Annotated in this window: 25 protein-coding genes; 13 read left to right on the plus strand and 12 right to left on the minus strand. The window is 68.9% G+C overall.

Features of this window, described 5'->3' with window-relative positions; genetic code table 11:
* Positions 1-29: 29 nt before the first annotated feature.
* Positions 30-590, plus strand: coding sequence for a GNAT family N-acetyltransferase (locus tag AB0M15_RS01970; RefSeq protein WP_363812965.1), 561 nt, complete (start codon positions 30-32; stop codon positions 588-590).
* On the opposite strand, the gene AB0M15_RS01975 is transcribed toward AB0M15_RS01970, so the two are convergent.
* Positions 587-1,015: a RidA family protein gene (locus tag AB0M15_RS01975; protein ID WP_363812967.1), complete on the minus strand. Its 429-nt coding sequence runs from the start codon at positions 1,013-1,015 to the stop codon at positions 587-589. The genes AB0M15_RS01970 and AB0M15_RS01975 overlap by 4 nt on opposite strands.
* Positions 1,016-1,106: 91 nt before the next feature.
* Here AB0M15_RS01975 and AB0M15_RS01980 point away from each other — a divergent pair, with 91 nt between their 5' ends.
* Genes AB0M15_RS01980 through AB0M15_RS01990 form a run of 3 tightly spaced genes read left to right on the plus strand, consistent with a single transcriptional unit; the run spans position 1,107 to position 2,551 of the window.
* Positions 1,107-1,850, plus strand: a complete 744-nt coding sequence (locus AB0M15_RS01980) for a DJ-1/PfpI family protein (RefSeq protein WP_363812969.1) — start codon at positions 1,107-1,109, stop codon at positions 1,848-1,850.
* Positions 1,739-2,008, plus strand: a complete 270-nt coding sequence (locus AB0M15_RS01985; RefSeq protein ID WP_363812971.1) for a helix-turn-helix domain-containing protein — start codon at positions 1,739-1,741, stop codon at positions 2,006-2,008. Before AB0M15_RS01980 ends, AB0M15_RS01985 begins: the two co-directional genes overlap by 112 nt.
* Positions 2,009-2,026: 18 nt before the next feature.
* Positions 2,027-2,551 carry a cupin domain-containing protein gene (locus AB0M15_RS01990; RefSeq protein ID WP_363812973.1) on the plus strand — a complete coding sequence of 175 codons (525 nt, stop codon included), beginning with the start codon at positions 2,027-2,029 and terminating at the stop codon, positions 2,549-2,551.
* On the opposite strand, the gene AB0M15_RS01995 is transcribed toward AB0M15_RS01990, so the two are convergent.
* On the minus strand, positions 2,548-3,117 hold the full coding sequence (locus tag AB0M15_RS01995; protein WP_363812975.1) for a TetR/AcrR family transcriptional regulator: 570 nt from the start codon (positions 3,115-3,117) through the stop codon (positions 2,548-2,550). The genes AB0M15_RS01990 and AB0M15_RS01995 overlap by 4 nt on opposite strands.
* Positions 3,118-3,147: 30 nt before the next feature.
* Positions 3,148-3,495, minus strand: coding sequence for an MmcQ/YjbR family DNA-binding protein (locus AB0M15_RS02000; RefSeq protein ID WP_363812977.1), 348 nt, complete (start codon positions 3,493-3,495; stop codon positions 3,148-3,150).
* Between the two features lie 153 nt (positions 3,496-3,648).
* Between AB0M15_RS02000 and AB0M15_RS02005 the strand changes: the two genes are divergently transcribed.
* Together AB0M15_RS02005 and AB0M15_RS02010 are read left to right on the plus strand one after the other, a co-directional pair.
* Positions 3,649-3,969, plus strand: a complete 321-nt coding sequence (locus AB0M15_RS02005; protein WP_343979993.1) for a PspC domain-containing protein — start codon at positions 3,649-3,651, stop codon at positions 3,967-3,969.
* A 155-nt stretch (positions 3,970-4,124) separates the two neighbouring features.
* The gene (locus AB0M15_RS02010) at positions 4,125-5,396 is read left to right on the plus strand and encodes a M48 family metalloprotease (RefSeq protein ID WP_363812979.1); all 1,272 of its coding nucleotides are present in this window, start codon (positions 4,125-4,127) and stop codon (positions 5,394-5,396) included.
* On the opposite strand, the gene AB0M15_RS02015 is transcribed toward AB0M15_RS02010, so the two are convergent.
* Positions 5,393-6,358, minus strand: a complete 966-nt coding sequence (locus AB0M15_RS02015) for a glycerophosphodiester phosphodiesterase family protein (protein WP_363812981.1) — start codon at positions 6,356-6,358, stop codon at positions 5,393-5,395. The genes AB0M15_RS02010 and AB0M15_RS02015 overlap by 4 nt on opposite strands.
* A gap of 159 nt (positions 6,359-6,517) precedes the next feature.
* On the opposite strand from AB0M15_RS02015, the gene AB0M15_RS02020 reads away from it, so the two are divergent.
* Both AB0M15_RS02020 and AB0M15_RS02025 read left to right on the plus strand, forming a co-directional pair.
* The gene (locus tag AB0M15_RS02020; RefSeq protein ID WP_363812983.1) at positions 6,518-8,239 is read left to right on the plus strand and encodes an ABC transporter ATP-binding protein; all 1,722 of its coding nucleotides are present in this window, start codon (positions 6,518-6,520) and stop codon (positions 8,237-8,239) included.
* A complete protein-coding gene (locus tag AB0M15_RS02025) occupies positions 8,236-9,972 on the plus strand; it encodes an ABC transporter ATP-binding protein (protein WP_363812985.1) in 1,737 nt (578 codons plus the stop codon). Before AB0M15_RS02020 ends, AB0M15_RS02025 begins: the two co-directional genes overlap by 4 nt.
* A 51-nt stretch (positions 9,973-10,023) precedes the next feature.
* On the opposite strand, the gene AB0M15_RS02030 is transcribed toward AB0M15_RS02025, so the two are convergent.
* Together AB0M15_RS02030 and AB0M15_RS02035 are read right to left on the minus strand one after the other, a co-directional pair.
* Positions 10,024-10,569 (minus strand): rRNA adenine N(6)-methyltransferase family protein, encoded by a 546-nt coding sequence (locus tag AB0M15_RS02030; RefSeq protein ID WP_363812987.1) that lies wholly within the window; start codon positions 10,567-10,569, stop codon positions 10,024-10,026.
* Between the two features lie 63 nt (positions 10,570-10,632).
* Complete coding sequence (locus AB0M15_RS02035) at positions 10,633-11,784, minus strand: CapA family protein (protein WP_363812989.1); 1,152 nt, start codon at positions 11,782-11,784, stop codon at positions 10,633-10,635.
* Positions 11,785-11,886: 102 nt separating this feature from the next.
* Here AB0M15_RS02035 and map point away from each other — a divergent pair, with 102 nt between their 5' ends.
* Together map and AB0M15_RS02045 are read left to right on the plus strand one after the other, a co-directional pair.
* Positions 11,887-12,657: a type I methionyl aminopeptidase gene (map, locus tag AB0M15_RS02040; RefSeq protein ID WP_363812991.1), complete on the plus strand. Its 771-nt coding sequence runs from the start codon at positions 11,887-11,889 to the stop codon at positions 12,655-12,657.
* Entirely contained in the window at positions 12,654-13,124 is a 471-nt protein-coding gene (locus AB0M15_RS02045) for an HIT family protein (RefSeq protein ID WP_363812993.1), read from the plus strand. Before map ends, AB0M15_RS02045 begins: the two co-directional genes overlap by 4 nt.
* Here AB0M15_RS02045 and AB0M15_RS02050 read toward each other — a convergent pair.
* Together AB0M15_RS02050 and AB0M15_RS02055 are read right to left on the minus strand one after the other, a co-directional pair.
* Complete coding sequence (locus AB0M15_RS02050) at positions 13,121-14,272, minus strand: Rv2578c family radical SAM protein (RefSeq protein ID WP_363812995.1); 1,152 nt, start codon at positions 14,270-14,272, stop codon at positions 13,121-13,123. The genes AB0M15_RS02045 and AB0M15_RS02050 overlap by 4 nt on opposite strands.
* Positions 14,273-14,304: 32 nt before the next feature.
* Positions 14,305-15,141 carry an NAD(P)H-binding protein gene (locus tag AB0M15_RS02055; protein WP_363812996.1) on the minus strand — a complete coding sequence of 279 codons (837 nt, stop codon included), beginning with the start codon at positions 15,139-15,141 and terminating at the stop codon, positions 14,305-14,307.
* A 57-nt stretch (positions 15,142-15,198) separates the two neighbouring features.
* Here AB0M15_RS02055 and AB0M15_RS02060 point away from each other — a divergent pair, with 57 nt between their 5' ends.
* Positions 15,199-16,026, plus strand: a complete 828-nt coding sequence (locus tag AB0M15_RS02060) for a TetR/AcrR family transcriptional regulator (RefSeq protein WP_363812998.1) — start codon at positions 15,199-15,201, stop codon at positions 16,024-16,026.
* Here the strand turns inward: AB0M15_RS02060 and AB0M15_RS02065 are convergent.
* The 3 genes from AB0M15_RS02065 to AB0M15_RS02075 are packed head-to-tail and all read right to left on the minus strand — an operon-like array spanning position 16,007 to position 18,624.
* Complete coding sequence (locus AB0M15_RS02065) at positions 16,007-17,521, minus strand: hypothetical protein (protein ID WP_363813000.1); 1,515 nt, start codon at positions 17,519-17,521, stop codon at positions 16,007-16,009. The genes AB0M15_RS02060 and AB0M15_RS02065 overlap by 20 nt on opposite strands.
* Positions 17,515-17,652 (minus strand): hypothetical protein, encoded by a 138-nt coding sequence (locus AB0M15_RS02070; protein ID WP_363813002.1) that lies wholly within the window; start codon positions 17,650-17,652, stop codon positions 17,515-17,517. The genes AB0M15_RS02065 and AB0M15_RS02070 overlap by 7 nt, the downstream gene beginning before the upstream one ends.
* A gap of 9 nt (positions 17,653-17,661) precedes the next feature.
* Entirely contained in the window at positions 17,662-18,624 is a 963-nt protein-coding gene (locus AB0M15_RS02075; protein WP_363813004.1) for an endonuclease/exonuclease/phosphatase family protein, read from the minus strand.
* Positions 18,625-18,696: 72 nt separating this feature from the next.
* On the opposite strand from AB0M15_RS02075, the gene AB0M15_RS02080 reads away from it, so the two are divergent.
* The gene (locus AB0M15_RS02080; protein WP_363813006.1) at positions 18,697-20,466 is read left to right on the plus strand and encodes an HSP90 family protein; all 1,770 of its coding nucleotides are present in this window, start codon (positions 18,697-18,699) and stop codon (positions 20,464-20,466) included.
* The gene (locus tag AB0M15_RS02085) at positions 20,463-23,123 is read left to right on the plus strand and encodes a hypothetical protein (protein WP_363813008.1); all 2,661 of its coding nucleotides are present in this window, start codon (positions 20,463-20,465) and stop codon (positions 23,121-23,123) included. The genes AB0M15_RS02080 and AB0M15_RS02085 overlap by 4 nt, the downstream gene beginning before the upstream one ends.
* Before the next feature lie 276 nt (positions 23,124-23,399).
* Here the strand turns inward: AB0M15_RS02085 and AB0M15_RS02090 are convergent, their stop codons facing one another.
* Complete coding sequence (locus AB0M15_RS02090) at positions 23,400-24,158, minus strand: hypothetical protein (protein ID WP_363813010.1); 759 nt, start codon at positions 24,156-24,158, stop codon at positions 23,400-23,402.
* Positions 24,159-24,191 lie beyond the last annotated feature (33 nt).

The raw sequence follows: 24,191 nt of genomic DNA on the forward strand, positions 1-24,191 counted from the left end.
CAGCCCCCGGTCCGCAGTACGGTGCTGAGATGACTCTGGAGGTCGTACCGGCCACCCCGGACCGCTGGCCGGACGTCGTCACCGTGATGGGCGACCGCGGCGACCCGGCCCGCTGCTTCTGCCAGTACTTCCGCCTCCGCGGCAAGGAGTGGTCCGACACCTCCCCCGCCGCCAAGCGCGAGGCCCTGCGCGCCCAGATCGCCTCGGACCGCCCACCAGGCGTCCTCGCAACAGACGCCGGTACGCCGGTGGGCTGGTGTGCCGTAGCTCCCCGCTCGGCCTATCCGCGCGTACTCGCCTCCCCCAACTGGCGCGCCGACGATCCCGACGCCTGGGTGGTCACCTGTTTCGTCGTACCGGTCGGCCACCGCCGTCAGGGACTGGCCGGTGAGCTCCTCCAAGGAGCGATCCACTTCGCCCGCACCCAGGGGGCCGAAGTACTGGAGGCCTGCGCGGTGGATCTCTCCTACATGGGCCGGATCCCCTCTGCTGACCTCTACCGCGGTCCGCTGTCCGTCTATCTGGAGGCAGGCTTCGCGGAGGTGAGCCGGACGTCGGCGCAGTGGGTGCTGGTTCGCAAGGAGCTCTAGAGCTTGGCGATGAACTTGATTTCGATTAGTTGGCCGGGGAGGGCCAGGCGGGTGATTCCTACGAGGGTGCTGGCGACCTGGGGGTCTTCTCGGCCGTATGCGGCCTTGCGGACCGGGCCGGCGGCTGCGAAGGCTGACGGGATGTCGAGGACGTAGAGGACCTCCTCGACCACGTTCTCCAGGCCGGCGCCGAAGCGGCTCAGCAGGTCCGCAGCGTTGATGTAGGTCTGCCGCATCTGGTCGGCCATCCCCGAGAAGTCCGTCACCTCGCCGGCCGCGTCGAGCGGTGCCGGCGCCACCAGGTTCTCGCCGGCGTGGCCCAGTTGGCCGGAGAGGTAGATGGTGTCCCCGTGCCGGACGGCCTGGGCGTAGCCGTACACGCTCTCCCACGGGAGCCCGAAGCTCTCCACCTGTGTCGCGGTCATGTCTCTCCCGATCCGAAAGCTGAATATTGAATCAACCGTAGGATTCGAGTACCGCCTGTCACCAGCGGCGACGATGCCAAAGGAGGCAAGGATGATGCCAGGCCTGACGGTCGCGATCCTCGGCGTACCGCGCCTGATCCCGCTCGATCTGAGCATCCCGCTGCACATCCTCGGCCGGTACGCCGGTTACCGGGTGACCGTCTGCGGTGAGGCGATGTCCACGCAGCCACTGGCCGCGGCGGCCGACGCCGACATCATCGTCGTACCCGGGTACGACGACCCCGAGCTCCCACCACCCGCCGAGTACCTGGACCTGCTCCGCGCAGCCGCCGACCGGGGCGCCCGGCTGGTCGGCATCTGCACCGGGACGCTCGCGCTGGCGGCGGCCGGCGTACTGGACGGCCGGGACGCGACCACCCACTGGGAGTACGTCGCCCGCCTTCGCGCCGACCACCCACTCGTCAACGTCCTGGAGAACCGCCTGTACGTCGAGGACGGCAAGATCCTCACCTCGGCCGGCGGCGGCGCTGCCATCGACGCCTGCCTGCACTTGATCGCCTCCGACGTCGGCGCCGCCGCCGCGTACGAGGCCGGCAAGCACGTCGTGGCCGGCCCGGCCCGGAGCGGCGATCAGCGCCAGTACGTCGACGTACTGACCCCGCCCCGCTCAGACCTGTCGACCACCCGCGAGTGGCGATGCAGCAGCTGGGCGAACCGCTCACCGTGCGGCAGTTGGCCGAGCACGCCAACCTGCCGCGCCGGACCTTCATCCGGCACTTCACCACCGAGACCGGGATGCCCCCGATGCAGCGGGTCGCCCTGCAGCGCCTACTGAGCGCACGCCGACTCCTGGAGACCTCCGACTGGTCGGTCGAGCGGATCGCCGCCACCACCGGCTTCGGCAGCGCAGCGAACTTCCGCACCCACTTCCGCCGCGCGGTCGGCACCACGCCCAGCGCCTATCGCAAGTCGAGTTACAATCAAGGCCTGTAACGAAACAGGAGGTGGGCGATGACTGCCGAACTGTCCGTACTGCGCCCCGGCGAAGGCGAGTCCGTCGCCATCCCCGGCTTCGGCGCCGTCTTCAAGCTGGCCAGCCGGGTGCCCGGCGCTGAGGTGTCTATCGTCGAGCACCCGTTCGCCGTCGGCACGATCACGGCGCCACACCGGCATACCCGGGAGGACGAGCACTCGATCGTGCTCGCAGGCGAGATCGGGTTCCGCTCCGACGACAGCGAGGTGGTGCTCGGCCCCGGCGGCTACATCACCAAGCCGCGGGGCCAGCTGCACGCGATGTGGAACGCCGGCGACCAGCCCGGGCGGATCATCGAGGTGATCACCCCTGGCGGGTTCGAGAACTACTTCCGCGAGCTGAGTGAGCTGCTCGCGGAGCCGGCGGACGGAGTACAGGTCGTTGCCCGCCCTGGGTTCGCCGAGTTGGCCGAGAAGTACGGGCTCACCTATGGCGAGCCGGACTGGCTGGACGATGTCGTGCGGAGATACGGATTGCGCCCACCGACACACGGCCGCAGCTAGGCGATCGCGGGCCAGAGGGCGGCGACCACGGCTGCCGGGATTTGTTCGCGGGGGTCGCCGCGGTAGTACGCGGCGAAGTAGCTGCCGAAGCACAGTGTCGCGATGGTGTGCCGGTCGAGGCCGGCGCGAACGGCTCCGCGCTCTTCGAGCCGGCCGAGCAGGTTCTCGAGGAGTGCGAGGCGTGGCTCGACCGCATGCTTGCGGAGGATCTCCAGCAGCTCCGGCGTCCGGATCGCCTCGCCCGCGAAGTCGGCCATCAGCACCATCGCATCAGGGTTGTAGTACGCCGGATCCAGCCGCCGGACCGCCTCAGCGAACGCCTCCCGCGGCGCCAACCGACTCAGGTCCAGCGTGTACAGGTCCTCCTGCTTGCGGAATCCGTAGTCCAGCGCGTCGACCACCAACGCGAACTTGGTCGCCCACCGCCGGTACAGCGTCGGCCGGCTGACCCCCGCGTCGGACGCGATGTCGCCGATCGTCATCTGCGCGTAGCCGTCCCGGACCAGCCGGTTGCGGGTCGCCTCGATGATCGCCTCGTCGAGCTCCGCATCCCGTGGCCGCGCCATACCCGGATACGTTACAGCCAGTGGCTGGAATCAATCCGGACCTCCATCGGTCAGCTGGGCGACCAGCATCTTGGGCGCCGTCAACCGCCAGGCCTCGGTCAACAGCTCCCGCAGCTCCCCTTCATCCGCGACAGCGAGCTTGACCTCCAGCCACGCGAACCGCCCGGACGCCCACGACGGCGTGTAGACCTCGGGATCCTCCGCCACCAGCGCCTCCTGCTCCTCGCGCAGCGCCTTCAGCATCACCGACGTCTCGTCCGCCGACAGGTAGACGAACCCCTTCTTCCGCACCTTGAACGCAGGCTGCCCGGCCCACCCCACATGCTCCTCGACCCCGGGCAGGGCGAGCAGCATCTTCGTCACCGCCTCAGCATCCATCCCCTGACGGTAAGACCTTCCACCGACAGAAAATATCGAAAGTAGTCAGGGGCCCGGACCCGCCCCGGCTGACCCGGACCAGGGGTGCGACCAGGGTCGGGTCGGTACCGATCCCGATGTGGGGAAGGGGTCCGCGGCGGCAGAGTAGTGGACATGACGAACTCCACTGCACCGTTCTCGAACCTGTCCGGCAAGTCGCTTCGCCGCTCCCGTAACCAGCGGATGCTCTCCGGTGTTTCCGGTGGCCTGGCGGAGTACTTCAACATCGACGCCACGCTGGTCCGGCTGGCCATCGTCGGCCTGACCCTGATCACCGGCGGCACCGCGCTGATCGGCTACGTTATCGCCTGGATCGTGATGCCCGAAGCTGACGGCAAGGCCGTCTGGCAGTCGGTCCAGCAGCCCCAGCAGCAGTCCACCCCCGAGTCCGACATCGCCGCTCGCATCTACGACGACAAGCCGCCGGCGGCGTGACGGGCGGACGCACGGCAGCAAGGTGACAGCGCCACCAGATAGGCCACCGGCGCCCCACCCTTGCTGCCGTGCCGACCGACGCCACACCCTGCAAGTTCGTGCAAAAACAGCTTTGACAGCGCTCAGCGACTGACCTCGCCTGCCACACTCCTCAAGTGCAGACCGACCAGGGGGCCAACCACTGCCCCAAGTGCGACCACGAGATCGCCGTAGATCCGCAGCACGTGACGTGGTGTGACCAGTGCGACTGGAACGTGGACCCGACCGGCCCGACCCATCAGGTCTCGGCCAGGCGACGGCGACGCGAGCATCGACTGGCAGACACTCTGTACCGCGAGCTGGAGCACGGCGAGATCCGCCGGCCGGGCTGGACCGTCGCCCGGGTCGGTACCTATCTGCTGTCGACGCTGATCCTGGTAGTACTCCCTCTGGCCGGCCTGGTCGGCGGCGTCTACGCGCTGGTCTCGTACCGGCCGCTCTGGATCGGCATCCTGCTGTCGGTCATCCCGTTCGGGGTCACGTTCCTGCTCCGCCCCCGGGCCCACCACCTCGGCCCGGACGCCCATGTCGTGCACCGAGAGCAGGCTCCCCGGCTCTTCGCCCTGGTCGACGAGATCGCCGCCAAGATCGGTACCAGGAGCGTGGGGTTCATCGAGCTCAGTCCCTATCCGGCGATCGGCTTCAGCAAGGTCGGGTGGCGGATCACGCCGGTGATCAACATCGGCCTGCCGCTGTGGGCCGGGCTCGGGCCGCAGGAGCGGGTCGCCGTACTGGCCCATGAGCTCGGCCATGGCAAGAACGGTGACGGCCTGCACCGCTGGGTCGTCGGCTCGGCGGTGGACGCACTGGAGGAGATCCAGATGACGTCTCGCAACGACGAGTCCGATGAGTACCGGCTGGAGCTCCAGACCTATCACTTCAACGGATACAGCAACAACGCGGTCAACAGCTTCCTCGACGCGACGATCGGCTCGCTGGCCCGAGGTGTGCAGTGGTTGCTGACCACGGCGGACCTGAGAGCCCAGCAGCGCGAGGAGTACCTCGCCGACCGGCGATCAGCGGAGATCGCCGGCTCGGAGGCGGCCGCTGGCGCCTTGGAGCGGTACGAGCTCGCCTCGACCTCGTACCGGGCCATGGAGCAGGCACTGCGCTTCGGCTCGGACGTGGACCCGCTGGAGGCAGCCGCCGGGGCCGTCCAGGAGATCCCGGCCCGTGAGGTCGAGCGGAGGATCCGGGTCAGCCGGCTGCGGGAGACCCGGAGCGACTCGACTCACCCGCCGACGAATCTCCGCGCGAAGCTGATCCGGACCAGGCCCGCGCAGGACCCGCTCGTGGAGCTGGAGATCGAGGAGAGCCAGGTCATCGACAAAGAGCTGGCCGAGCCTGCGCGGACCGTGCTGAAGGAGCTGCGGTCCGCGCTGCGCTAGACCCTCAGCGACGTCTTGGCGACTGCGGCGACGGCGATGTCGGGGTGGTCGGAGAAGACGCCGTCTACGCCGGTGGCGGCGAAGCGAGCCAGTTCGCCGGCCAGGTCGAGGCCGGTGGGGAGGAAGCGGCGTTCGGCGCGGAAGGTCCAGAGCTGGACCGACAGGCCGGCCCGGTGGGCCAGGTCGACCAGGCGGGTCGGCTCGCCGAGGGCGCCGGTCGGGGTCCGTGGGATGACCAGGTCCTTGTGCGGCGCCAGCACCTGCGCGTACGTCGAGATCTCGCGCAGGCCGACCGGCTCGATCAGGTCCGCGAAGGTCCGGGGGTCACCGGCCCGGAGGAAGTCGTTGGGCGCGTTCTCGGAGTCGATCAGCTGGACCAGCGGGACGTCCGTCATCACCGACAGCCGGCGCAGGCTGGTCGGCTCGAACGACTGGATCATCGCCTCGCCCTTGTGCAGGCCGAGCGCGACCAGGCGCTCCGCGAGCAGCTCCTCCAGCGGCAGGCCGAGGCGGCGGAAGTACGCCGGGTGCTTGATCTCCGGGATGACCCCGATCGGGCGGCCGAGCCGGGCCGACTCCTGCCGCGCCAGCGCGACCACCTGGTCGAAGGTCTGGATCCCCTCGCGGCCGTCGTACGCCGTGTTGGCGGCCCGTAAGGCGGGCATCCGCTCCCGGGCTCGCAGCGTGCGCAGTTCCTCGTAGTTGAAGTCCTCGGCGAACCAGCCGGTCACGGCCGTGCCGTCGACGATCTTGGTGATCCGCCGGTCCGCGAACACCGCGTGCTCCGCGACGTCCGTCGTACCGGACAGTTCGTTCTCGTGCCGGACCACCAGGACGCCGTCGAGCGTCGGGACCAGGTCAGGCTCCAGATAGTCGGCGCCTAGGGCCGCAGCGAGCCGATAGGCCTGCGGCGTGTGTTCCGGACGGTAGCCACTCGCTCCCCGATGCGCGATCACCAGCATGGTTCCAGGACAAGCGGCCGAGGTGGCGGGGTGGGAACTCGTTGCCCAACGCAAAGTGAAGCTCGCCCACCAACTGTGTTCCCTCCCCTCCGCCGAGTGAGCTGGGCCGGTCTTTAATCACATGCTTTTGTCGGTGCGGGCACCTAGCCTCGAAGGGTTATGAAACAGCTTCCGTTGGCCGATCCCGGCATCCCCGATCACCGTTCACCTGCCCGCTACCTGCTGTGGGTGGCGAGCGGTCAGAAGGCCACGCTCGCGGGCGGGATGATCTTCGGCATCCTCGCGATGGGCGCCCAGGCGTTGGTGCCGGCCGTGCTGGGCCAGGCGATCGACAAGGGCATCGCGGCGGGTGACACCGAGCAGCTGCTGCTGTGGAGCTGCGTGCTGGTCGGGGTCGGTCTGCTGCAGGCGCTGGCCGGCATCATGCGGCACCGGTTCGTGGTGGTGAACTGGCTGAGCGGCGCGTACCGGACGGTCCAGGTGGTCACCCGGAAGTCGGCCGACCTCGGCGCCACGCTGCCCAAGCAGCTGGCCACCGGTGAGGTCGTCAGCGTCGGCTCCAGCGACCTGGCCTACGTCGGCAACCTGCTCGAGGTGTCCGGCCGGTTCGCCGGTGCGGTCGTCACGTTCTTCGTGGTCGCGGTGATCCTGCTGTCGTCGTCGACCCTGCTCGGCCTGGTCGTGCTGATCGGCGTACCGCTGATGGTGTTCTGCCTCGGCCCGATGCTGCGGCCGTTGCACGCGCGGCAGTCCGCCCAACGCGAGGCGGTCAGCGAGCTGAACTCGTTGGGCTCCGACATCGTCGCGGGCCTGCGGGTGCTGCGCGGCATCGGCGGCGAGGAGTCGTTCTCCCGGCGGTACCGGCGCGAGTCGCAGGAGGTCCGTACCGCCGGCGTGAAGGTGGCCCGGATCCAGTCGGTGCTCGACGCGGCGCAGGTGTTGCTGCCCGGCATCTTCACCGTGGTCGTCGTCGGCCTCGGCGCGCACTTCGCCCTCCGCGGCGAGCTGAGCCCGGGCAGCCTGGTCGCCTTCTACGGGTATGCGACCTTCCTTGTACTACCGCTGCGGACCGCGACCGAAGCGGCCGAGAAGCTCATGCGAGGCCTGGTCGCGGCCGGACGGGTGAACCGCGTGCTGGCGCTGACGCCCGACGTCGTGGACCCGGCCCGACCCGTGCGGCTGCCCTCGGCGGGCGACCTGGTCGACCCCGTCTCCGGCATCCGCGCACGCAACGGCCTGCTGACCGCCATCGTGTCCGCCGAGCCCGACCGGGCCGCCCTGCTGGCCGACCGCCTCGGCCGGTACGACGACGCGAGCGAGGTCCGGTACGGCGGGGTCACCCTGGCCAGCGCGACTCGTGCTGATGTGCGCGCCCGGATCCTGGTCAGCGACACCGGCTCGCAGCTGTTCACCGGCACCCTGCGCCAGGAGCTGGACCCGGATCACCGGCGTACCGACGAGGAACTGATGACGGCGATGCGGACGGCATCGGCCGAGGACGTGCTGGTCGCGTTGACGGACGGGCTCGACTCCGAGGTCGAGGAGAAAGGCCGCTCGTTCTCCGGTGGTCAGCGGCAGCGGCTGATTCTGGTTCGCGCGCTGCTCGCCGATCCGTCGGTGCTGGTGCTGGTCGAGCCGACCTCCGCCGTCGACGCGCACACCGAGGCGCGGATCGCGGATCGGCTGCGCGAGCACCGGTCCGGTCGCAGCACGGTGGTGCTCACCTCGAGCCCGCTGCTGCTGGATCGTGTCGACGAGGTCATCTTCCTCGCCGGCGACCGGGTGGTTGCCACTGGCAAGCACCGGGAGCTGCTCGAGCAAGACCCGCGGTACCGCAGGACAGTCACCCGGCAGACCGAGGACGAGGAGGTATCGGCATGAGGCAGATCTTGCCGGTGGCGAGCTCGGCGGAGGTTCGTCGGCACGCTCGAAGGATCGCGCGGCGGCATCCGCGGGCGCTGCTCGCGACGATGGGCCTGCACGCGGTCGCGGCCGTCTCCGGGCTGGCCGCGCCGCGGTTGATCGGCACGCTGGTCGAGGATGTCCAGCGCGGCACGACGGCGAGCAAGGTCAACCAGGTGATCCTGGTGATCGCCGTCTTCATCGTGCTGCAGTCGCTGCTCACCCGCTGGGCGCGGTTCCGGTCGTTCGCGCTCGGCGAGCAGGTGCTGGCCGAGCTGCGCGAGGACTTCGTCGACGACGCGCTGGCGCTGCCGATCGGCACGGTCGAGCGGGCCGGGACCGGCGATCTGCTGTCGCGGACCTCGCGGGACGTCGATGCGTTGTCGAGGACGGTGCGGTTCGCCGTACCGGAGACGATCGTTGCCCTCGTCACCATTGTCTTCACGGTCGCCGCGACGCTGCTGGTCGGCGTCTGGGTGCTGGTGCCGCTGCTCGCGATGGTGCCGGCGCTCGTGCTGAGCACCCGGTGGTACCTGCGCTACGCCAAAGACGGGTACCTCCGCGAGAACGCGGCGTACGCGCAACTGACCAGCTCGCTCGCCGAGACGGTCGAGGGCGCCCGCACGGTGGAGGCGCTGCAGCGGTACGAGGAGCGGGTGCGGCGTACCGACGACGACATCCACGGGTCGTACCAGGCCGAGCGGTACACGCTGCGCCTGCGCACGATCTACTTCCCGGTCGTCGAGCTCGGCTACTTCGTGCCGATCGTCGGCACGCTGCTGTTCGGCGGCTGGCTGCACATCAACGGACATGTCTCGCTCGGCGCGGTCACGGCCGGCGTGCTGTACGTGAACCAGCTGATCGATCCGGTCGACCGGCTGATCTCGTGGCTCGACGAGTTGCAGGTCGGTGGCGCCTCGCTCGCGCGACTGCTCGGCATCACCGACGTACCGGACGACCGGACCCCGTCGGGGCACACTCCGGACGGCGAGCTGGTCGAGGCCCGGGACGTGCGGTTCTCGTACGTCGACGGCCGCGACGTGCTGCATGGCGTCGACCTGACCGTCCAGCCGGGCGAGCGGATCGCGATGGTCGGTCCGTCCGGCGCGGGCAAGTCGACGCTCGGGCGGCTGGTCGCGGGCATCCATCCGCCACGCACCGGCTCGGTGAGCGTCGGCGGGGTTGAGATGACGGAGCTGCCGCTGGACGATCTCCGCAAGCAGGTCGCGCTGGTCACCCAGGAGCACCACGTCTTCGTGGGGACACTGCGGGACAACCTCACGATGGCGCGCCAGGACGCCACCGACTCCGAGTTGCTCGAGGCGTTGGCGGCGGTCGACGCGCGCGAGTGGGCCGAGGCGTTGCCCGACGGGCTGGACACACGGGTCGGATCGGGCCGGCTGGCGTTGACACCGGCGCAGGCGCAGCAATTGGCACTGGCCCGGCTGGTGCTCGCTGACCCTCATACGTTGGTACTCGACGAGGCGACCTCGCTGATCGACCCACGGGCGGCTCGGCATATGGAGAGGTCGCTGGCCGCAGTACTGGAAGGCCGGACGGTCATCGCCATCGCCCACCGCCTCTACACGGCGCACGACGCCGACCGGGTTGCGGTGGTCGAGGACGGCCGCATCAGCGAGCTGGGCAGCCATGACGAACTAGTGGCCCATCAGGGCTCCTACGCCGCGCTCTGGAACTCCTGGCACGGCTGAGCTTTTTTGACGACACCGGCCTCCACTTCGAGTTGAAGTGGAGGCCGGTGTCTAGTGTCGTTTGCGGATTGTCAGGACGGCGGAGTCGACGTGAGGTGGGGGTGTGAAGGCCTTTCGGGGAAGACGCAGGCCGATCGACAGGTCGTAGTACCGGCTCCATCTGGAAGCGGCCGGTGCTTGGTGGCTGGTCCAGCGGTTGGCCACTTGACGTTGCAGGACGAGGTCGGCCGCGACCAGGCGGGTGCCTGGGGCAAGCAATCTCTTGAGCAACGCGGTGGAGATCCCGTACGGCGGACTGGAGACCACCCGGAACGGCCGTGACGGCAACCGGAGGTCACTCGCATCGGCACGCACCACCGTGACCGGATCGTCCGCGAACCGCCGACGCAATCGGTCGGCGCGACCAGGGTGGAGCTCTACAGCGACCACCTGGGCTCCAGCACGGACCAGCGGCGCGGTCAGCGCGCCGAGGCCGGCACCGACGTCGAGGACGAGATCACCGGCTTTGACTCCGGCGGCGTCGACGACGCGTTGGGCCCAACGACTATCGAGCGGATGCCATCCCCAGGCACCCCTCGCCTGCCCGTAGCCGGGCACGACGGACCATCACGAAGTAGTTGATAGACATGCGTCGACCTTAGAGTGTGGAACGCCTTGCCATCAAAGCATTTTCGGCTGCGCGCCCAACGACGTGACTGTCTCGCTGGTACGCCGCTGCGCCAGCTCCAGCCGGTCCTTCCTGGCCGCGGAGAGGTCAGGCTTGGCGAGCTCGCGTTGTACGTCGAGGACGCGGACGGGCAGCGTGTCGGTCATCAGCAACGGCGCGTACTGCGCTTCGGCCTTCCACCGGTCGCCGTCCTTGCGGAAGGTGAACTTCATCAGCAGCCCCTCGGCCTTCGTGCTGTCGGGCTGCCGATGCGCGGCGACCAGGTTGCCGAGTCCGTAGACGACCCACTTGCCGTTGATCTGCTCGACCGGCTGGACCACGTGCGCGTGGTGGCCGAGGATCAGATCGATGTTGCTGTCGGCAAGGAGTTCCCTGGCGACCGTACGCTGCTGGTCGTTGGGCTTCTTGCTGTACTCGTCACCCCAGTGGCAGCTGACCACGACGATCTCGGCGCCGTTGTCGCGGGCCTTCGCAGCCATCGCCTTGATCTTGTCGACGTCGAGCTTGCCGGCCCGCCAGGTCTGGCCGTCGGGGTACGGGAGTCCGTTGAAGCCGTAGGTGTAGCTGAGCAGGGCGACCTTCACGCCTTGCACCGTGACGATCGTCGGGGTCTCGGCCTCTTCGGGCGTGCGGGCGGTGCCGGTGTGCTTCAGGCCTGCCTTGTCGAGCAGCTTCAGGGTGCGGTCGATGCCGGCCGCTCCCTGGTCGAAGCTGTGGTTGCTGGCCGTGGAACACGCGTCGTACCCGGTCTTGACCAGGGCCGGGACGATCTGCGGTGGGCCTTGGAAGAGCGGGTAGCCCTTGGGCGGCGTGCCGAGCGGGGTCTCGAGGTGGCAGACGGCCAGGTCGGCTTGCTCTACCAGGGGTTTGACGCCCTTGAGGAGCGGGGCGAAGTCCCATTCGCCGTTGCTGCCGTCGCGTTTGGCGGTGTTCCAGAGGCGCTCGTGCAGGAGGACGTCGCCGGTCGCGACCAGGGTCAGCTGGTCCGGCTGGTTCGGTCCGTTGGCAGGCTTCTTGTTGGGCGCGGCAGCGGGCTTGTTCTCCGCTGCTTCGGTATCGGCGATACAGCCGGTGACCGCCACCATGCCCGCGATCAGCAGGAACGCTGCGACCATCTTCCGTGCAGCCCGCCCCAAGCCTGTCATCTGTGTCCCCCGGTTCAGCAGGTCCGCACCCCGCGGTCCTGCTGAGGAGACGCCCCGGCGGCCGGAAAAGTTGGGGCCCTGTGAGCGGGTTAACCTCAGCGGATGGTGGAACTGAAGACCGCGGACCAGATCGAGCAGATGCGCGCCGCCGGACGAGTGGTCGCCTCGGCCCTGGTCGCGGTCAAGAAGCATGCCTCGGTCGGCGTCTCGCTGCGCGAGCTGGACGAGGTCGCCCGCGAGGTGCTCCGGTCCGCCGGCGCGGTGTCGCTGTTCGACGGTTACCAGCCCGGCTTCGCGACCAGGCCGTTCAGCGGCGTGATCTGTACTTCGGTCAACGACGCCGTCCTGCACGGCCTGCCGAGTGATCTCCGGCTGGCCGACGGCGACCTGCTGAACGTCGACTGCGGCGCCTCGGTCGACGGCTGGTGCGCCGACTCGGCCACCAGCTTCGTCGTCGGTACTCCGCGCGCCGAGGACCTCCAATTGATCGAGACGACCGAGCAAGCACTCTCGGCCGGTATCGCGGCCGCCGTCCCGGGTGCTCGATTGGGCGACGTCGGCGCGGCCATCGGCGAGATCGGCCGCCGGGCCGGCGTCGGCACCAACCTCGACTTCGGCGGCCACGGCATCGGCCGCCGCATGCACGAAGAACCCCACGTCCCCAACGGCGGCCACCCCGGCCGGGGCCTGAAGCTCCGCCCCGGCCACGTCATCGCCATCGAACCCTGGTTCTGGCACGGCCCGGGCAGCGTCTACGTCATCGACGACGACGGCTGGACCCTCCGCTCCACAGACCAAACCCGAGGCGCCCACGCCGAACACACCGTAGCGATCACCCCCGAAGGCCCCGAGATCCTCACGGCCCGCGAATGACTCTGCGCTGGCCGGAGAACTGGGCCGCTTTGGTGTCCGGCGAGGAGTGCGACTTCTGCCACGGCATGGGACAGGACCGCAACGAGTACGGCGCGCGGATCTTCGAGGGCCAGTACATCGACGGGTATCTGCAGAGCGCTGCCGTCCAGACGGGCTATTCGCTGTCGATCTGGAAGGGCCACGTCGTGGAGCCGGTCGAGCTGAGCGACCAGGAAGCGGCCGGCTATTGGCTGGAGACGCTCCGGGTCGCGCGGGCGATCATCGCGATCTACCAGCCGCTCAAACTCAACTACGAGACCCTCGGCAACACCAGCCCGCACCTGCACACCCACCTCTTACCGAGATACACCGAAGACCCCCGCCCCGGCCAGCCGTTCCCCTTCCCAGCACCCCGGCACCCAGAGCCCCAGATCCCGGAGGAACAGTTCCTCGCACCGGTCCGGGCCCTGCGAAACCAGCTCAGCTAGAAGAGCGTTTGTTGGTTGGGGTCTGGGGTTAGGGGTGGGACTGGAGCCGAGGCGCGGTGGGTGCGGCGGTTGCGGGTGTAGTCAACCGGTTGGCGGCGGGTGCGGAAGCGGGCGTTGGTGGGGTCTGGTTCGCCCCAGCCTGAGCGGGAGCCTGGGCCGGAGGCTTCTACTACGCCGTTGGTTGAGGAGCGGTGGCGGGCGCCTCGGCCGAAGCCGTGTTTGTCCAGGAGGGGGCGGGCCTTCTCCTCGAAGGCGTTGCGGAAGCTTTGCAGGGCGTTGGAGCCGTGGGAGTAGAGCTGGTCGTAGCGGGAGACCAGGTCGGGGCGGTCCTCGGCCAGCCACTTCATGAACCATTCCTTGACGCCTGGGCGCAGGTGCAGGATCAGGGTGGTGACGCCGGTTGCGCCTGCGTCGGCTAGCTCGCCGAACAGGTGGTCGAGTTGCTCGGGGGAATCGGTGAGCCAGGGAAGTACGGGTGCGACCATCACCCCGCAAGGGAGGCCGGCCTCGCGGATGGCGCGGATCAGGTCGAGGCGACCGCGTACTGACGGGACGCCGGGCTCGACCAACCGGCGGAGATCTTCGTCGGCGAGGGCCAGCGAGACGCCCAGGCCGACTGGGACTTCTTCCGCGGCGGCGGCCAGGACGGAGAGGTCGCGCCGGAGCAGCGTGCCCTTCGTCAGGATCGACAGCGGAGTGCCGGACGCGGCGAGCGCCTCGATGATGCCGGGCATCAACTGGTAGCGACCCTCGGCCCGTTGGTAGGGATCGGTATTGGTGCCGAGGGCAACCTGTTCGAAACCCCAGGACGGCCGGGCGAGTTCGCGGCGCAGTACGTCCGCCACGTTGGTCTTGACGACGATCTGCTGGTCGAAGTCCAGCCCGGTGTCGAGCTCGAGGTAGCGGTGGCTCGGCCGGGCGAAGCAGTAGCGGCAGGCGTGGGTGCAGCCGCGGTACGGATTGATCGTCCAGTTGAACGGCATCCCCGAGCCCGGCACCGAGTTCAGCGCCGAGCGCGCCAGCACCTCGTGGAACGTGACGCCCCGGAACTCCGGGGTCGTCACGCTCCGCACCAACCCCGCGATCGACCCCAGCCCCGGCAGCGCACCCGGCGCCTCTGCTTCGATCCGCTGCCCAGCCCATCGCATGGACAACAGTCGAACACATGTTCGGCCAGGAATCAAATAAAGGCAGCAGCGTTCCGCACGGCCCATTCGCGATAGGGCAAAGCGGGCCGCCCGGTCACCTCCAGCACGGTCGGCTCAGGCGTCATCCGGTACTCCGACATCATCCGGAACCCGTCCAGCAACCACTCGGCCGTCTCCACTCCCATGGAAGGCGACCAGGCCGCTAGCGCCTCCGCCCGCGACAACGACTCGAACCGCAACGACCGCCCGATGGCCGCACCGATCAACGCAACCTCCTCCGGCTGCGTGATCGCCTCCGGCCCGCTCATCACCAACCGATGCCCGGTATAGCTCTCATCCAGCAGCACAACCCGAGCCACCGCCGCGATATCCCCCAGATCGATCGGCGTCTGCACCGCCTCCGGATAGGGCGCCCGCACCACCCCCTCAGCCTTGATCGACTCAGCCCAATCCAGCGTGTTGTTCATGAACTGCCCCGGCCGCAGATGCGTCCACTCGAACCCGGCCTCCTCCACAGCCCGCTCGACCTTGTAGTAATGCCACGCCGACGGATCCCCCGCCGCCTCGTACTCCGCAGGCTCCCCCGACAACACGACCACCCGTCGCACCCCCGCCTCCAACGCACACTCCACAAAGGAGTCCACCCGGGCAGGCAGCGGCGCGAGATAGACCGTGTCCACGCCTTTCAAAGCAGCCGGCAGCGTCGACGGCCGCCCCAGATACCCCTCCGCAACCTCCACCCCAGGAGGCAACGCAGCCCGCACGGGGTCATTCGTCAGCGCCCGCACAGAAGAAACCCCAGAAGCCACCAACTCATCCACCAGCAGCCGCCCCACACTGCCCGTCGCACCCGTCACCAGAATCGTCATCCGCACTCCTCAGCTTGCTATTCTCGTAGGCTATACGAGAATAGCAAAGGCGCGCATATGAGAAAGTTCCTCGACAGCAGGAACGGGGAGGCGACGATGGCAGTTCGGCACAGCGGCGGCGGTTCGGCCGACCGCACCTTGGCCCTGCTCTGGCGGAACCACAAGCCGGCCCAGCCGAGTCAGCAGACCAAGCTCGGCCGCCGCCCCACCCTCGACCTCGACAAGGTCGTCGACGCCGGTATCGCGCTGGCCGACTCCCACGGCCTGGCCGCCGCCTCGATGAGCGGCGTCGCCAAGGCACTCGGCGTCGGCACCATGACGCTCTACACCTACGTCCCCTCCAAGGAGGAGCTCCTCGACCTGATGGTCGACCAGGTACTGGCCGAGCGCGACCTCCCCGCCCCCGGCGAACCACGCCCCACCGGCTGGCGCGACCAGATCAACCTGTACTCCGAACAGACCCGCGCCATGTTCCACCGGCACCCCTGGCTGGCCAGCATCTCCACGATCCGCCCACCCGTCGGCCCCGGCATGCTGGCCGCTCGCGAGTACCTACTGTCTGCCTGCGCGGTACTGGGCCTCTCCCCCCGCCAGACCAACACGGCAGCCCTCGCCATCACGACGTACATCGACTCTGCCGCCGGCCTGGAGGCGGAGAGCGACCAGCTGGAGCGAGAGACCGGTCAGAGCCACGACGCCTGGTGGACCGAGCGCTGGGACCTCTGGGAGACATACTTCGACCAGGACCGCCACCCGACGATGACGGCGATCTGGAACGCCAAGGGCTACGGCGACGGCACCCGCGAGGCCGCCGACGAGTCCTACCGCTTCGGCCTCGACCGCCTCCTGGACGGGATCGAGTCCCTCAAGAGCCGGAAGCCCTGAGCCGCCCCTGCCGATCAGCGATGTAGTCCCGAGCATTCGAGGCGCTCTCCAGTTGCCCGACCGACTCGTACAGGCCCGCCGACACAGTGGCCAGCTCGATCGCCTCCAGCAACCGCCCCTGCATGTCCCGTACCAGCGCCAGCTCCCAGTGCACCACCGCATCGCTCGTCGGGCTCCGCAGGTCATCCGCAGGCAACTCGTCGACCACGGCCCGGGCCTCGTCGAGCAACCCTTCCGCCTGGTCCAACGAGCCGGTATAGCGCGCCGACTGAGCAGCAAGCCGCAGCGCCGCCACCTGGTCGTGCAACTCCCCGGCCAGCGCGTACTGCGCGGCCGCGGCGACCAGGGCATCAACAGCCTCGGAGTCCTGGTTGAGCTGTTCGAGTAGCTCGCCCTTCTTGCGCAGGATCATCCCCAGCCACTCCGGCCCGGCATCGGGCGGTACGTCGGCAAGTACCAGCTCGGCCTGGGGCAACGCGGCCGCCGCCTCGTTGAGGTCCAGGTACGCCGCGAACAGCACGTTGCGTAGTACCCGCAAGCTGTCCGGCTCGGCCAGCCCCGCGATGCGCGAGTCGGTCAGCGAAACCAGCACCTGCTCCGCGATCTCCGCAGCCTCCAGGTTGCGCTCCTGAAGGTGCATCCGATGTGCCATCTCGATCCGCGCCTTGGCGAGCGCCCAACCGGCCACCGGGTCGTCCGGCCGGGCAGCGACCGCGGCAAGTTGCTCCGCGCAACCACCGTCGCCGAAGAGATCCAGCGAAGCGACCCACGGCCGCTCGGCCAGCAGTGACCGGGCGAGATCGCTCTGGTGCCGGTTGCCGTTTCGCTGATCAAACGACGCCGCCAGCTTCCACGCCTGCTCGGTGAGCGATTCGTCGATCCGCCCGGCCGCGACGCAGAAGGCCAGCGCATCGGCCTGCGAGACGTTGGCGTCGAGGCCGGCCGTATGCCGCTGGACCAGCTCCCGAGCCCGCTCGAGATTCCCCGTCAGCACGCAGAACCTGATGTGCTGGGCATGCGCGAACAACTCGTCGGGATCGTCACGTACCAACCGATAAGCCACCCGATGAGCATCAGCGGCCGCCTCCAGCTCCCCCACCGCGACATAGGCCGGCAGCGCCGCCGCCAGCAACGCCTGTGGTTGCTGGTGGCAACCATCGACCGGCGAGGCGAAGGCCGCCTCGGTCACGGCGACGGCCTCGGCAGCGCGGCCCGTCTCGATCAGATGCCTGACCTGGTAGATCTGCTCACAACCCTCACACCAGGCGAAGTCGTCCCGCTCAGCCGCCAGGCACGCCTGGTACTGCGCTTCCGCCACCGCCGCGTCGCCGAGATGTCTGGCAACCAGCCACCGGCAGAAGTGCACGATCCGCAGACTGTTCCCGGCCGCCCGATGCCGCCGCTCCAGATCGTCGAGCAGGTCCAGCGTCCGGTCGAGCGGCAACCCGGAATACTCGTCGAACTGCAGCACGACGTACCCGAAGGTGGTCAGCAAGCTGTCGAGCTGCTCCGGATCCGGCTCGGCGTCGTACGCCGCGACCGCCCGCCCGAAGGCTCCAGCGCCAGCGCCGGATCCGCACCGAACACCAGCCGGTCCACTTGGGCAATGAGCAGTTCGAGGTCCACCCCAAGAGACTAGAGGTCGAGGGTGATCCAGGCGGGGTCGTGGTCGGTCCCATCGCGGGCCAGCTTGCGGCGACGGCCGATGAAGGCGCCGGTCAGCCGTGGGGCGAGGGCGGGTGACAGCCAGATCTGGTCGATCAGGTCGAAGGACCGCGGCTGCCCGGTCTCCTTGAAGGTCGACGTCCACGCCGGACTCACCGGCAGCTCGACCGTCGTCTTCACCATCCCCACCTCGGTCGGCGACAAGAGCGCACTGACCATCCCCGACTGCTCGTACGCGACCAGCGCCGGCGAGTCCGGCGTGTCGTTCATGTCGCCGCAGAGGAGATAGCGCTGGCGGCTCGAAGTACGGGCCGCGATGATCCGGGTGATCGTCTCGGCTTGCCGCTGCCGCAGCAGTTGGGCCGCCGCGGCCGCTGCGACCGGATCGGCGACGGTGAAGTCGACGAACTTCGACTTCAGGTGGGTACCGAAGATGGTCAGAATCCGCCGCCCGGCAGCGTCCAGGATCTCCGCCTCGACCAGGTCGCGGGAGAAGATCGGCCGGTCCGGTACGTCGGGATGGAACACCCGCTGATAACTCGTCACCCCGCCGAGCGGCCGCCGCGACAGGATCCCGATGTCGATGAACCGGACCGAGTCGTTGCCGTCGATCACCATCACGTGCTCGTACGCCCCGCCCAGGTGCTCGCGGTTGAACTCCCGCAGCACGTCGACGTTCTCGATCTCCTGCACCACCCAGACGTCGACATCCGCCGCCAGCAGCCGCTCGGCGATCCGGGCCGTGTCCTCGGCCGGTTTGGAGACCAGCAGCTTCCCGTGCCCGTCCAGCTGCAGCCGCCGCCGGTCCTCGTTGTCGAACGTGTACGTCGCCGGCACCGAACTCGTCCCCGCCGCCAGCACCTCGACCGCACCGGCGAAGTTCCACCGGTCGAACAGGTTGTTCAGATTGAACGTCCCCACCGTGAGCACCATCAGCCCTCCCCAGGCTCGATACCCCTTGCCTCACGGTAGCGTGTGCGACCGGGGTGTGGAGAGGGGCTGGGGATGGGAAGCGAGAAGTTTCAGGTCGACCTGCACGGGGTCGTCGATCTGCTGAGCAATCACCTGTACAGCAGTCCGCGGGTCTACCTGCGGGAGTTGCTGCAGAACGCCGTCGACGCGATCACCGCGCGCCGGGCCGTCGACGCCGGCGCGCCGGGGCGGATCGACGTACAGGTCGACGACCGGCGGATCAGCGTCAGCGACTCCGGGATCGGGCTGCTCCCCGGCCAGGTGACCGAGTTGCTCGCGACGATCGGGCGGAGCTCCAAGCGGGACGAGATCGGGTTCGCGCGGACCGAGTTCCTCGGCCAGTTCGGGATCGGGCTGTTGTCGGCGTTCATGGTGGCCGAGGAGATCGAGGTGGTCACCCGCCCGGCCGACGGCCCCACCACGCTCTGGATCGGTACGGCGGACGGCAGCTACTCGCTGCAGGAGACCAGCCCGCGCGACGAGGTCGGTACCACCGTCACGCTGACCGCCAGACGCGGCGCCGAGCAGTGGTACAAGCAGGCCACCGTGATCGAGCTGATCCGCCTCTTCGGAGCCCTGCTCCCGCTGGAGATCAAGGTCAACGGCGACCAGGTCACCGACGGCCGCGCCCCCTGGGAAGCAACCGGTACTACGCAACGCGCCGAGCTACTCGGCTACGCGCAGGACAAGTTGGGGTTCACCCCCTTCGACGTCATTCCACTCAACATCCCGGCCGCCGGGCTGACCGGTGTCGCGTTCGTCCTGCCCTTCCCCGCCAGCCCGGCCGAGCGCGCGACCCATCGCGTCTACCTCAAGCGAATGCTGCTCGCGGAAGGCGTCGAGGGCCTGCTGCCGGACTGGGCGTTCTTCGTCCGCGCCGTCATCGACACCTCCGAGTTGCGCCCGACCGCGAGCCGCGAAGCCCTGTTCGACGACGGCAACCTCGAGGCCACCCGGGAAGCACTCGGCGCACAACTGCGCGGTTGGCTGGTCCGGCTGGGCAGTACCGATCCGCAGAAGCTCGACCGGTTCCTCGGCATCCACCAGCTCGGGGTGAAGGCGCTCGCGCTGCACGACGACGAGATGCTCCGGCTGGTGTATCGCTGGCTGCGGTTCGAGACCAACCACGGCCGGATGACCGCCGCCGAGCTGCACGAGCGGCGCGGCGAGATCCGTTATGTTGCGACGATCGAGGAGTTCCGCCAGCTCGCGGCCGTCGCTGCCGCGCAACAGCTCACCGTCGTCAACGGCGGCTACACCTACGACAGCGAACTGCTCGAACGGCTCCCCGACGTCGTCCCCGACCTGACCACGAGCCGCTTCGACCCGACCGAGCTGTCGACCAGCTTCGACAGTCTGGATCCGGCCACCGAGCTGGCGTTGCGGCCGTTCATCCGCCTTGCCCAGGACGCGCTCGACGCCGTGGGGTGCGAGGTCGTGGTCCGCGCCTTCGACCCGGCCGGGCTGCCCGCGATCTACCTGGTCGATCGGTCGGCACAGTTCGCGGCTGAGCTTCGCAGTACGAAGAGCAAAGCGGATGCGTTGTGGGCCGAGGTGCTCGGCGCGCTCGACACGCATGACGACAGCCGGCCGCAACTCGTCCTCAACCACCGCAGCCCGCTGGTGCGCAGGATGGTCTCGCTGACCGATCCCGAGCTGACTCGGCTAGCCGTGGAAGGCCTTTACGGGCACGCATTGATGCTCGGCTACCACCCGATCGGCCCCGCGGACTCCGCCTTGGTGAACCGCTCCTTCCTCGGCCTGCTCGATCAGGCCGTCCCGTCCCAGGAGGACCCGCGATGAGTGACGATCTCGTTGATCGGCTGCAGCGCGCGGAGAGTACGCCGTACGGGAAGGCGCGGTCGGCGTTGCTGGAGGATGTCGTCCGCCGGGCCGACGCGGCCGAGAACCAGGAGCTGTCGTTCTACTCGCGGCTGAGCCTGGTCACGGCGTACGTGATGGGTGGCGAGGCGCGGAAGTCGCTGGTGCCGTTCGCGCGCTGCGTGGCCGACTGGGATGCGGAGCCGGAGCGGTACAGCGATCACACGCACACGTTCCTGTGGACGTTCAAGTACGCGCCGAGCACGTTGAGCCAGTTCCCCGAGGTGCCGTTGGCGCAGACGTACGGCGTACTGGACGACATGGAGCGGCGGTGGCGGACCGGCGGGCACAGCATGCATGCGGTGCACCAGTACCGCTGGCTGGTCGCCAGTCATGTCGGCGATGCGGAGACGGCGGCCGAGCAGTACCGGCTCTGGTCGACGGCTCCGCGTGACTCGTTGTCGGACTGCGTCGGGTGCGACCCGACCTCCAAGGTCAGCCACCTGATCGACATCGGCCGCCCGGCCGACGCAGTAGCGCTCGCTGTCGGCGTACTGGACGGGACGCTGACCTGCAACGAGCAACCGCAGCAGATGCTGACCGCGCTGCTGCCGGCTTATGTTGCCGAGGGCATGTATTCGGAAGCCGTCGACGCGCACCGACGGTCCTACCGGGCGCTCCGCAACCTTCCCGGCGAGCTGAAGGCCTACGCCGACCACGTCGTCTTCCTCGCCCGGACCGGCAACGAAACAAAGGCGATCGAGCTGGTCGAGCGGCATCTGGCCGACCTCGACGACCCGCCGACCACGCTGGCCGAGATGAACTTCGCCGCGGCCGCATCGCTGGCTCTGCGGCGAGTCGGCTCCCTGATGATCCGACGTCCCCAGGGTGACGACGTGCCGGCGCCTCAGCTCGCCGAGGAGCTGGCCGACCGGGCGCTCGGCCTCGCGGCTCGGTTCGACGAACGCAACGGGACGGCGCACCAGACCCAGGTCATCCAGTCGGTGCTCACGGCCGAGCCCTGGGTCGAGTACCTACCGCTGTCCGAGACAGCGCGCCGGGCTCGGGCAAGAGTCGAGGCGCCACAATCCCAACCACAGCAGGCGGAAGTACCGGCTGAAACACCGCAGGGCAGCGGCTGGCTGGACCGGGCTGAGGAAGCCTGGCAGCACTACCGTCGCGACGACGCCATCGCGGCCTGGAAGTCCTTCGAAGCCGAAGTCCCCGAAGAGGCCCGCACTCCCCTGGACCGCGCCCGCCTCTTCGACCTCTGGGGCCTGACCTCCCAGGACGAGCCCGAGGTCGCTCTCGACGCCTGGCGCAACGCCCTGACCCTGTACGCCGACCTAGGCGAAGAGGCCCGGCTACTCCGCAACCGTGCGCGGATCGCCCGCATGCTGGGCCACCTGAGTCAGGTCGAAGAGGCCCTGGCCACCGGCGAGCAGCCGATGCGCTGGCTGATCGCCAACGACGAACCCCGTCGCCGCGCCGGCTGGCAGGACTCGCTGGCCACCCTCTACGCCCAGGACGGCCGCTTCGAAGACGCCGTGGCCGAGCTCGAAGCCGCCCGCCAACTCCCCGACACCGACTCTGACCAGCTGGCCAGCTCGTCGATCCTGCTGAGCAACCTCCTGGTCCAGCTGAACCGGCTGGAAGAGGCCGAGGCAGCCGCCACCGTCGGCCTGACCGCCAGCGACGACCTGGCCCGCTCGGTGGCCTACCGGCAGCGCGGCCGGGTCCGCGCCAAGCTGGATCGCGCAGCCGAGGCGGTCGATGACCTGGAGGAGGGGATCGCCATCGCCTCCGGCCTCCCCGTCTCGCAACCACACGTCGCCTTCGGCCAGGTCGACCTGGCCCGCGCCTATCTGATGGCCGGTCGGCCTCTCGAAGCAGCCGAGACGGCTGAGGAGGCGTCGCCGGTCCTGGAGAGCGACCCTGACTTCGCCTGGACGTTGGCGGACGCTCGCAGCGTACTGGTCGATGCCTACCGCGCACTCGGTGAACTGGAGGCCGCGCTGGCCAAGGTCCGCGCCCAGCTGACCGATGCTCCCGAGGACGCGCATCCGCACTGGCTGGGCCTGCTGCGCAAGGACGAGGGCATGCTCCTCGAACGAATGGACCGCGACGAGGAGGCAGTCGACGCCCTGGTCGCCGCAGCCGAGTACTTCGAAGCCGCCGAGCAACCCATCGAGTACGTCCAAGCCATCCGTCTCGCCGCCCAGTCGGCCCGCTACTGCGGCAACTTCCCCCTGGTACCGGAGCTCCTGGCCAAGGCCCAATCAGTACTCGACGCCCTCCCCTCGGCCGACGAGTCGGTCATCTTCCAGCAGGCAGGCATCCACTGGGACCTGGCCATGCTCGAACTCCAGAAGGGCGACCCCGCAGCGGCAGTAGCCCAGGCCCACCAGGCGGCGGCGTACTACGAACGCGGCGCCTTCGAATCCCAACTGACCAACGCCAAACTCCTGATAGCCGAACACGGCACCACAGACGAAGTACTGGCCCGAGAGATCTTCAACTCCACCCACCCCGGCGACGACTTCTGGTACCGCTCCGGCTACCTCCTACTAGACCGCCTCCGCACCCAAGGCCGCACCGAAGAAGCCACCGCCCTAGAGGCCCAACTCACGAACCAGTAGCAGCCGACGCTTCGCGTCACCTCGGCGACCGCACCGCCACGCATACACAACCCTCGCGAACGGCTGCGACACGCCCTGGTAAGCGTTTGCTCGCCGGGTTTGGTGTGCGCTGGCGAACCGGGCCGGACCGCCAGCCCATCAAACGCCCCCATCAACCACCCGACACGCCGAGCCAGGCACCCGCCCCCGGATGTTTGATGGCCTGGCGATCCGTCCGTTGCCCCAGCAACACCTCGCGGTGGTCGAGGACGGCTGCCGACGTACGGCAGGGTTGGTTCAGGAGCCGGTGGCTTGGCGGCTGGACATCAAGGCGTCGGTGATCAGTTCGTCGCGGAAGCGTTGGCCTAGGGGGACTGTGGTGTGGACGCCGTCTCGGACGTAGTGGCGGGTGGATCTTACTTTGGCTATGAATTCGGCCCAGCGGACTACGTGGAGGTTGGGGTAGCGGCGTTCGGCGTCGTCCAACTGGCGGTTGACCCAGTTGGTGTTGCGGCGGTCGGCTCGTTGGACGAGGTCGGACTCGCGGGTGCGGCATACGTACGAGTTGACCCAGAAGACCTCGCGAGCGGGACCGATGATGCGCGTCGCGCGGTCGACCTGGGGGCCGAAGGCCGGCGGCTTGAAGATGTCGTTGGAGCCGACTGCCATCACGATCCGGCTTGGGAGGCCGTACTTCGTTTTCCAGCGTTCCAGCGCGTCGACAGCGGCCTCGGTGGGCTGGCCGGCCCAGTTGTGCATGGCCATCGGCTTGTGGGTCAGGGTGAGGACCCGGCGGGCCAGGTGGTTGCCGTCCTGGACCATGATGCTGTCGCCGAACAGGAAGACCCCGTCGGCCGCGACCACCCGGCGGATCTGGTCGTCGGAGGAGATGGAGGTGTTCAGCCCCTCCCACGGATCAAGCTGCCCGGAGCCGTAGGTGTCCGCCGAGACCGAGTTCGACGTCGCGACCATCGCCGCACCCGTGGCGACCGCGACTGCCCCGAATCCGAGCAGACGACGGCGTGACAGCCTCACCCCACCCACAGACGTCCCCACAATCCCTACTCTGCGTCTCGACCCACGGCCTCA

The organism is Kribbella sp. NPDC051718 (assembly GCF_040681515.1).
In the GTDB taxonomy this organism is placed as follows: domain Bacteria; phylum Actinomycetota; class Actinomycetes; order Propionibacteriales; family Kribbellaceae; genus Kribbella.

Coding starts and splice junctions, on each gene's coding strand:
- AB0M15_RS01970 (WP_363812965.1), top strand. CDS start 30: ATGACTCTGGAGGTCGTACCGGCCACCCCGGACCGCTGGCCGGACGTC.
- AB0M15_RS01975 (WP_363812967.1), bottom strand. CDS start 1,015: ATGACCGCGACACAGGTGGAGAGCTTCGGGCTCCCGTGGGAGAGCGTG.
- AB0M15_RS01980 (WP_363812969.1), top strand. CDS start 1,107: ATGATGCCAGGCCTGACGGTCGCGATCCTCGGCGTACCGCGCCTGATC.
- AB0M15_RS01990 (WP_363812973.1), top strand. CDS start 2,027: ATGACTGCCGAACTGTCCGTACTGCGCCCCGGCGAAGGCGAGTCCGTC.
- AB0M15_RS01995 (WP_363812975.1), bottom strand. CDS start 3,117: ATGGCGCGGCCACGGGATGCGGAGCTCGACGAGGCGATCATCGAGGCG.
- AB0M15_RS02000 (WP_363812977.1), bottom strand. CDS start 3,495: ATGGATGCTGAGGCGGTGACGAAGATGCTGCTCGCCCTGCCCGGGGTC.
- AB0M15_RS02005 (WP_343979993.1), top strand. CDS start 3,649: ATGACGAACTCCACTGCACCGTTCTCGAACCTGTCCGGCAAGTCGCTT.
- AB0M15_RS02015 (WP_363812981.1), bottom strand. CDS start 6,358: ATGCTGGTGATCGCGCATCGGGGAGCGAGTGGCTACCGTCCGGAACAC.
- AB0M15_RS02020 (WP_363812983.1), top strand. CDS start 6,518: ATGAAACAGCTTCCGTTGGCCGATCCCGGCATCCCCGATCACCGTTCA.
- AB0M15_RS02025 (WP_363812985.1), top strand. CDS start 8,236: ATGAGGCAGATCTTGCCGGTGGCGAGCTCGGCGGAGGTTCGTCGGCAC.
- AB0M15_RS02035 (WP_363812989.1), bottom strand. CDS start 11,784: ATGACAGGCTTGGGGCGGGCTGCACGGAAGATGGTCGCAGCGTTCCTG.
- map (WP_363812991.1), top strand. CDS start 11,887: ATGGTGGAACTGAAGACCGCGGACCAGATCGAGCAGATGCGCGCCGCC.
- AB0M15_RS02045 (WP_363812993.1), top strand. CDS start 12,654: ATGACTCTGCGCTGGCCGGAGAACTGGGCCGCTTTGGTGTCCGGCGAG.
- AB0M15_RS02050 (WP_363812995.1), bottom strand. CDS start 14,272: ATGCGATGGGCTGGGCAGCGGATCGAAGCAGAGGCGCCGGGTGCGCTG.
- AB0M15_RS02055 (WP_363812996.1), bottom strand. CDS start 15,141: ATGACGATTCTGGTGACGGGTGCGACGGGCAGTGTGGGGCGGCTGCTG.
- AB0M15_RS02060 (WP_363812998.1), top strand. CDS start 15,199: ATGAGAAAGTTCCTCGACAGCAGGAACGGGGAGGCGACGATGGCAGTT.
- AB0M15_RS02075 (WP_363813004.1), bottom strand. CDS start 18,624: ATGGTGCTCACGGTGGGGACGTTCAATCTGAACAACCTGTTCGACCGG.
- AB0M15_RS02080 (WP_363813006.1), top strand. CDS start 18,697: ATGGGAAGCGAGAAGTTTCAGGTCGACCTGCACGGGGTCGTCGATCTG.
- AB0M15_RS02085 (WP_363813008.1), top strand. CDS start 20,463: ATGAGTGACGATCTCGTTGATCGGCTGCAGCGCGCGGAGAGTACGCCG.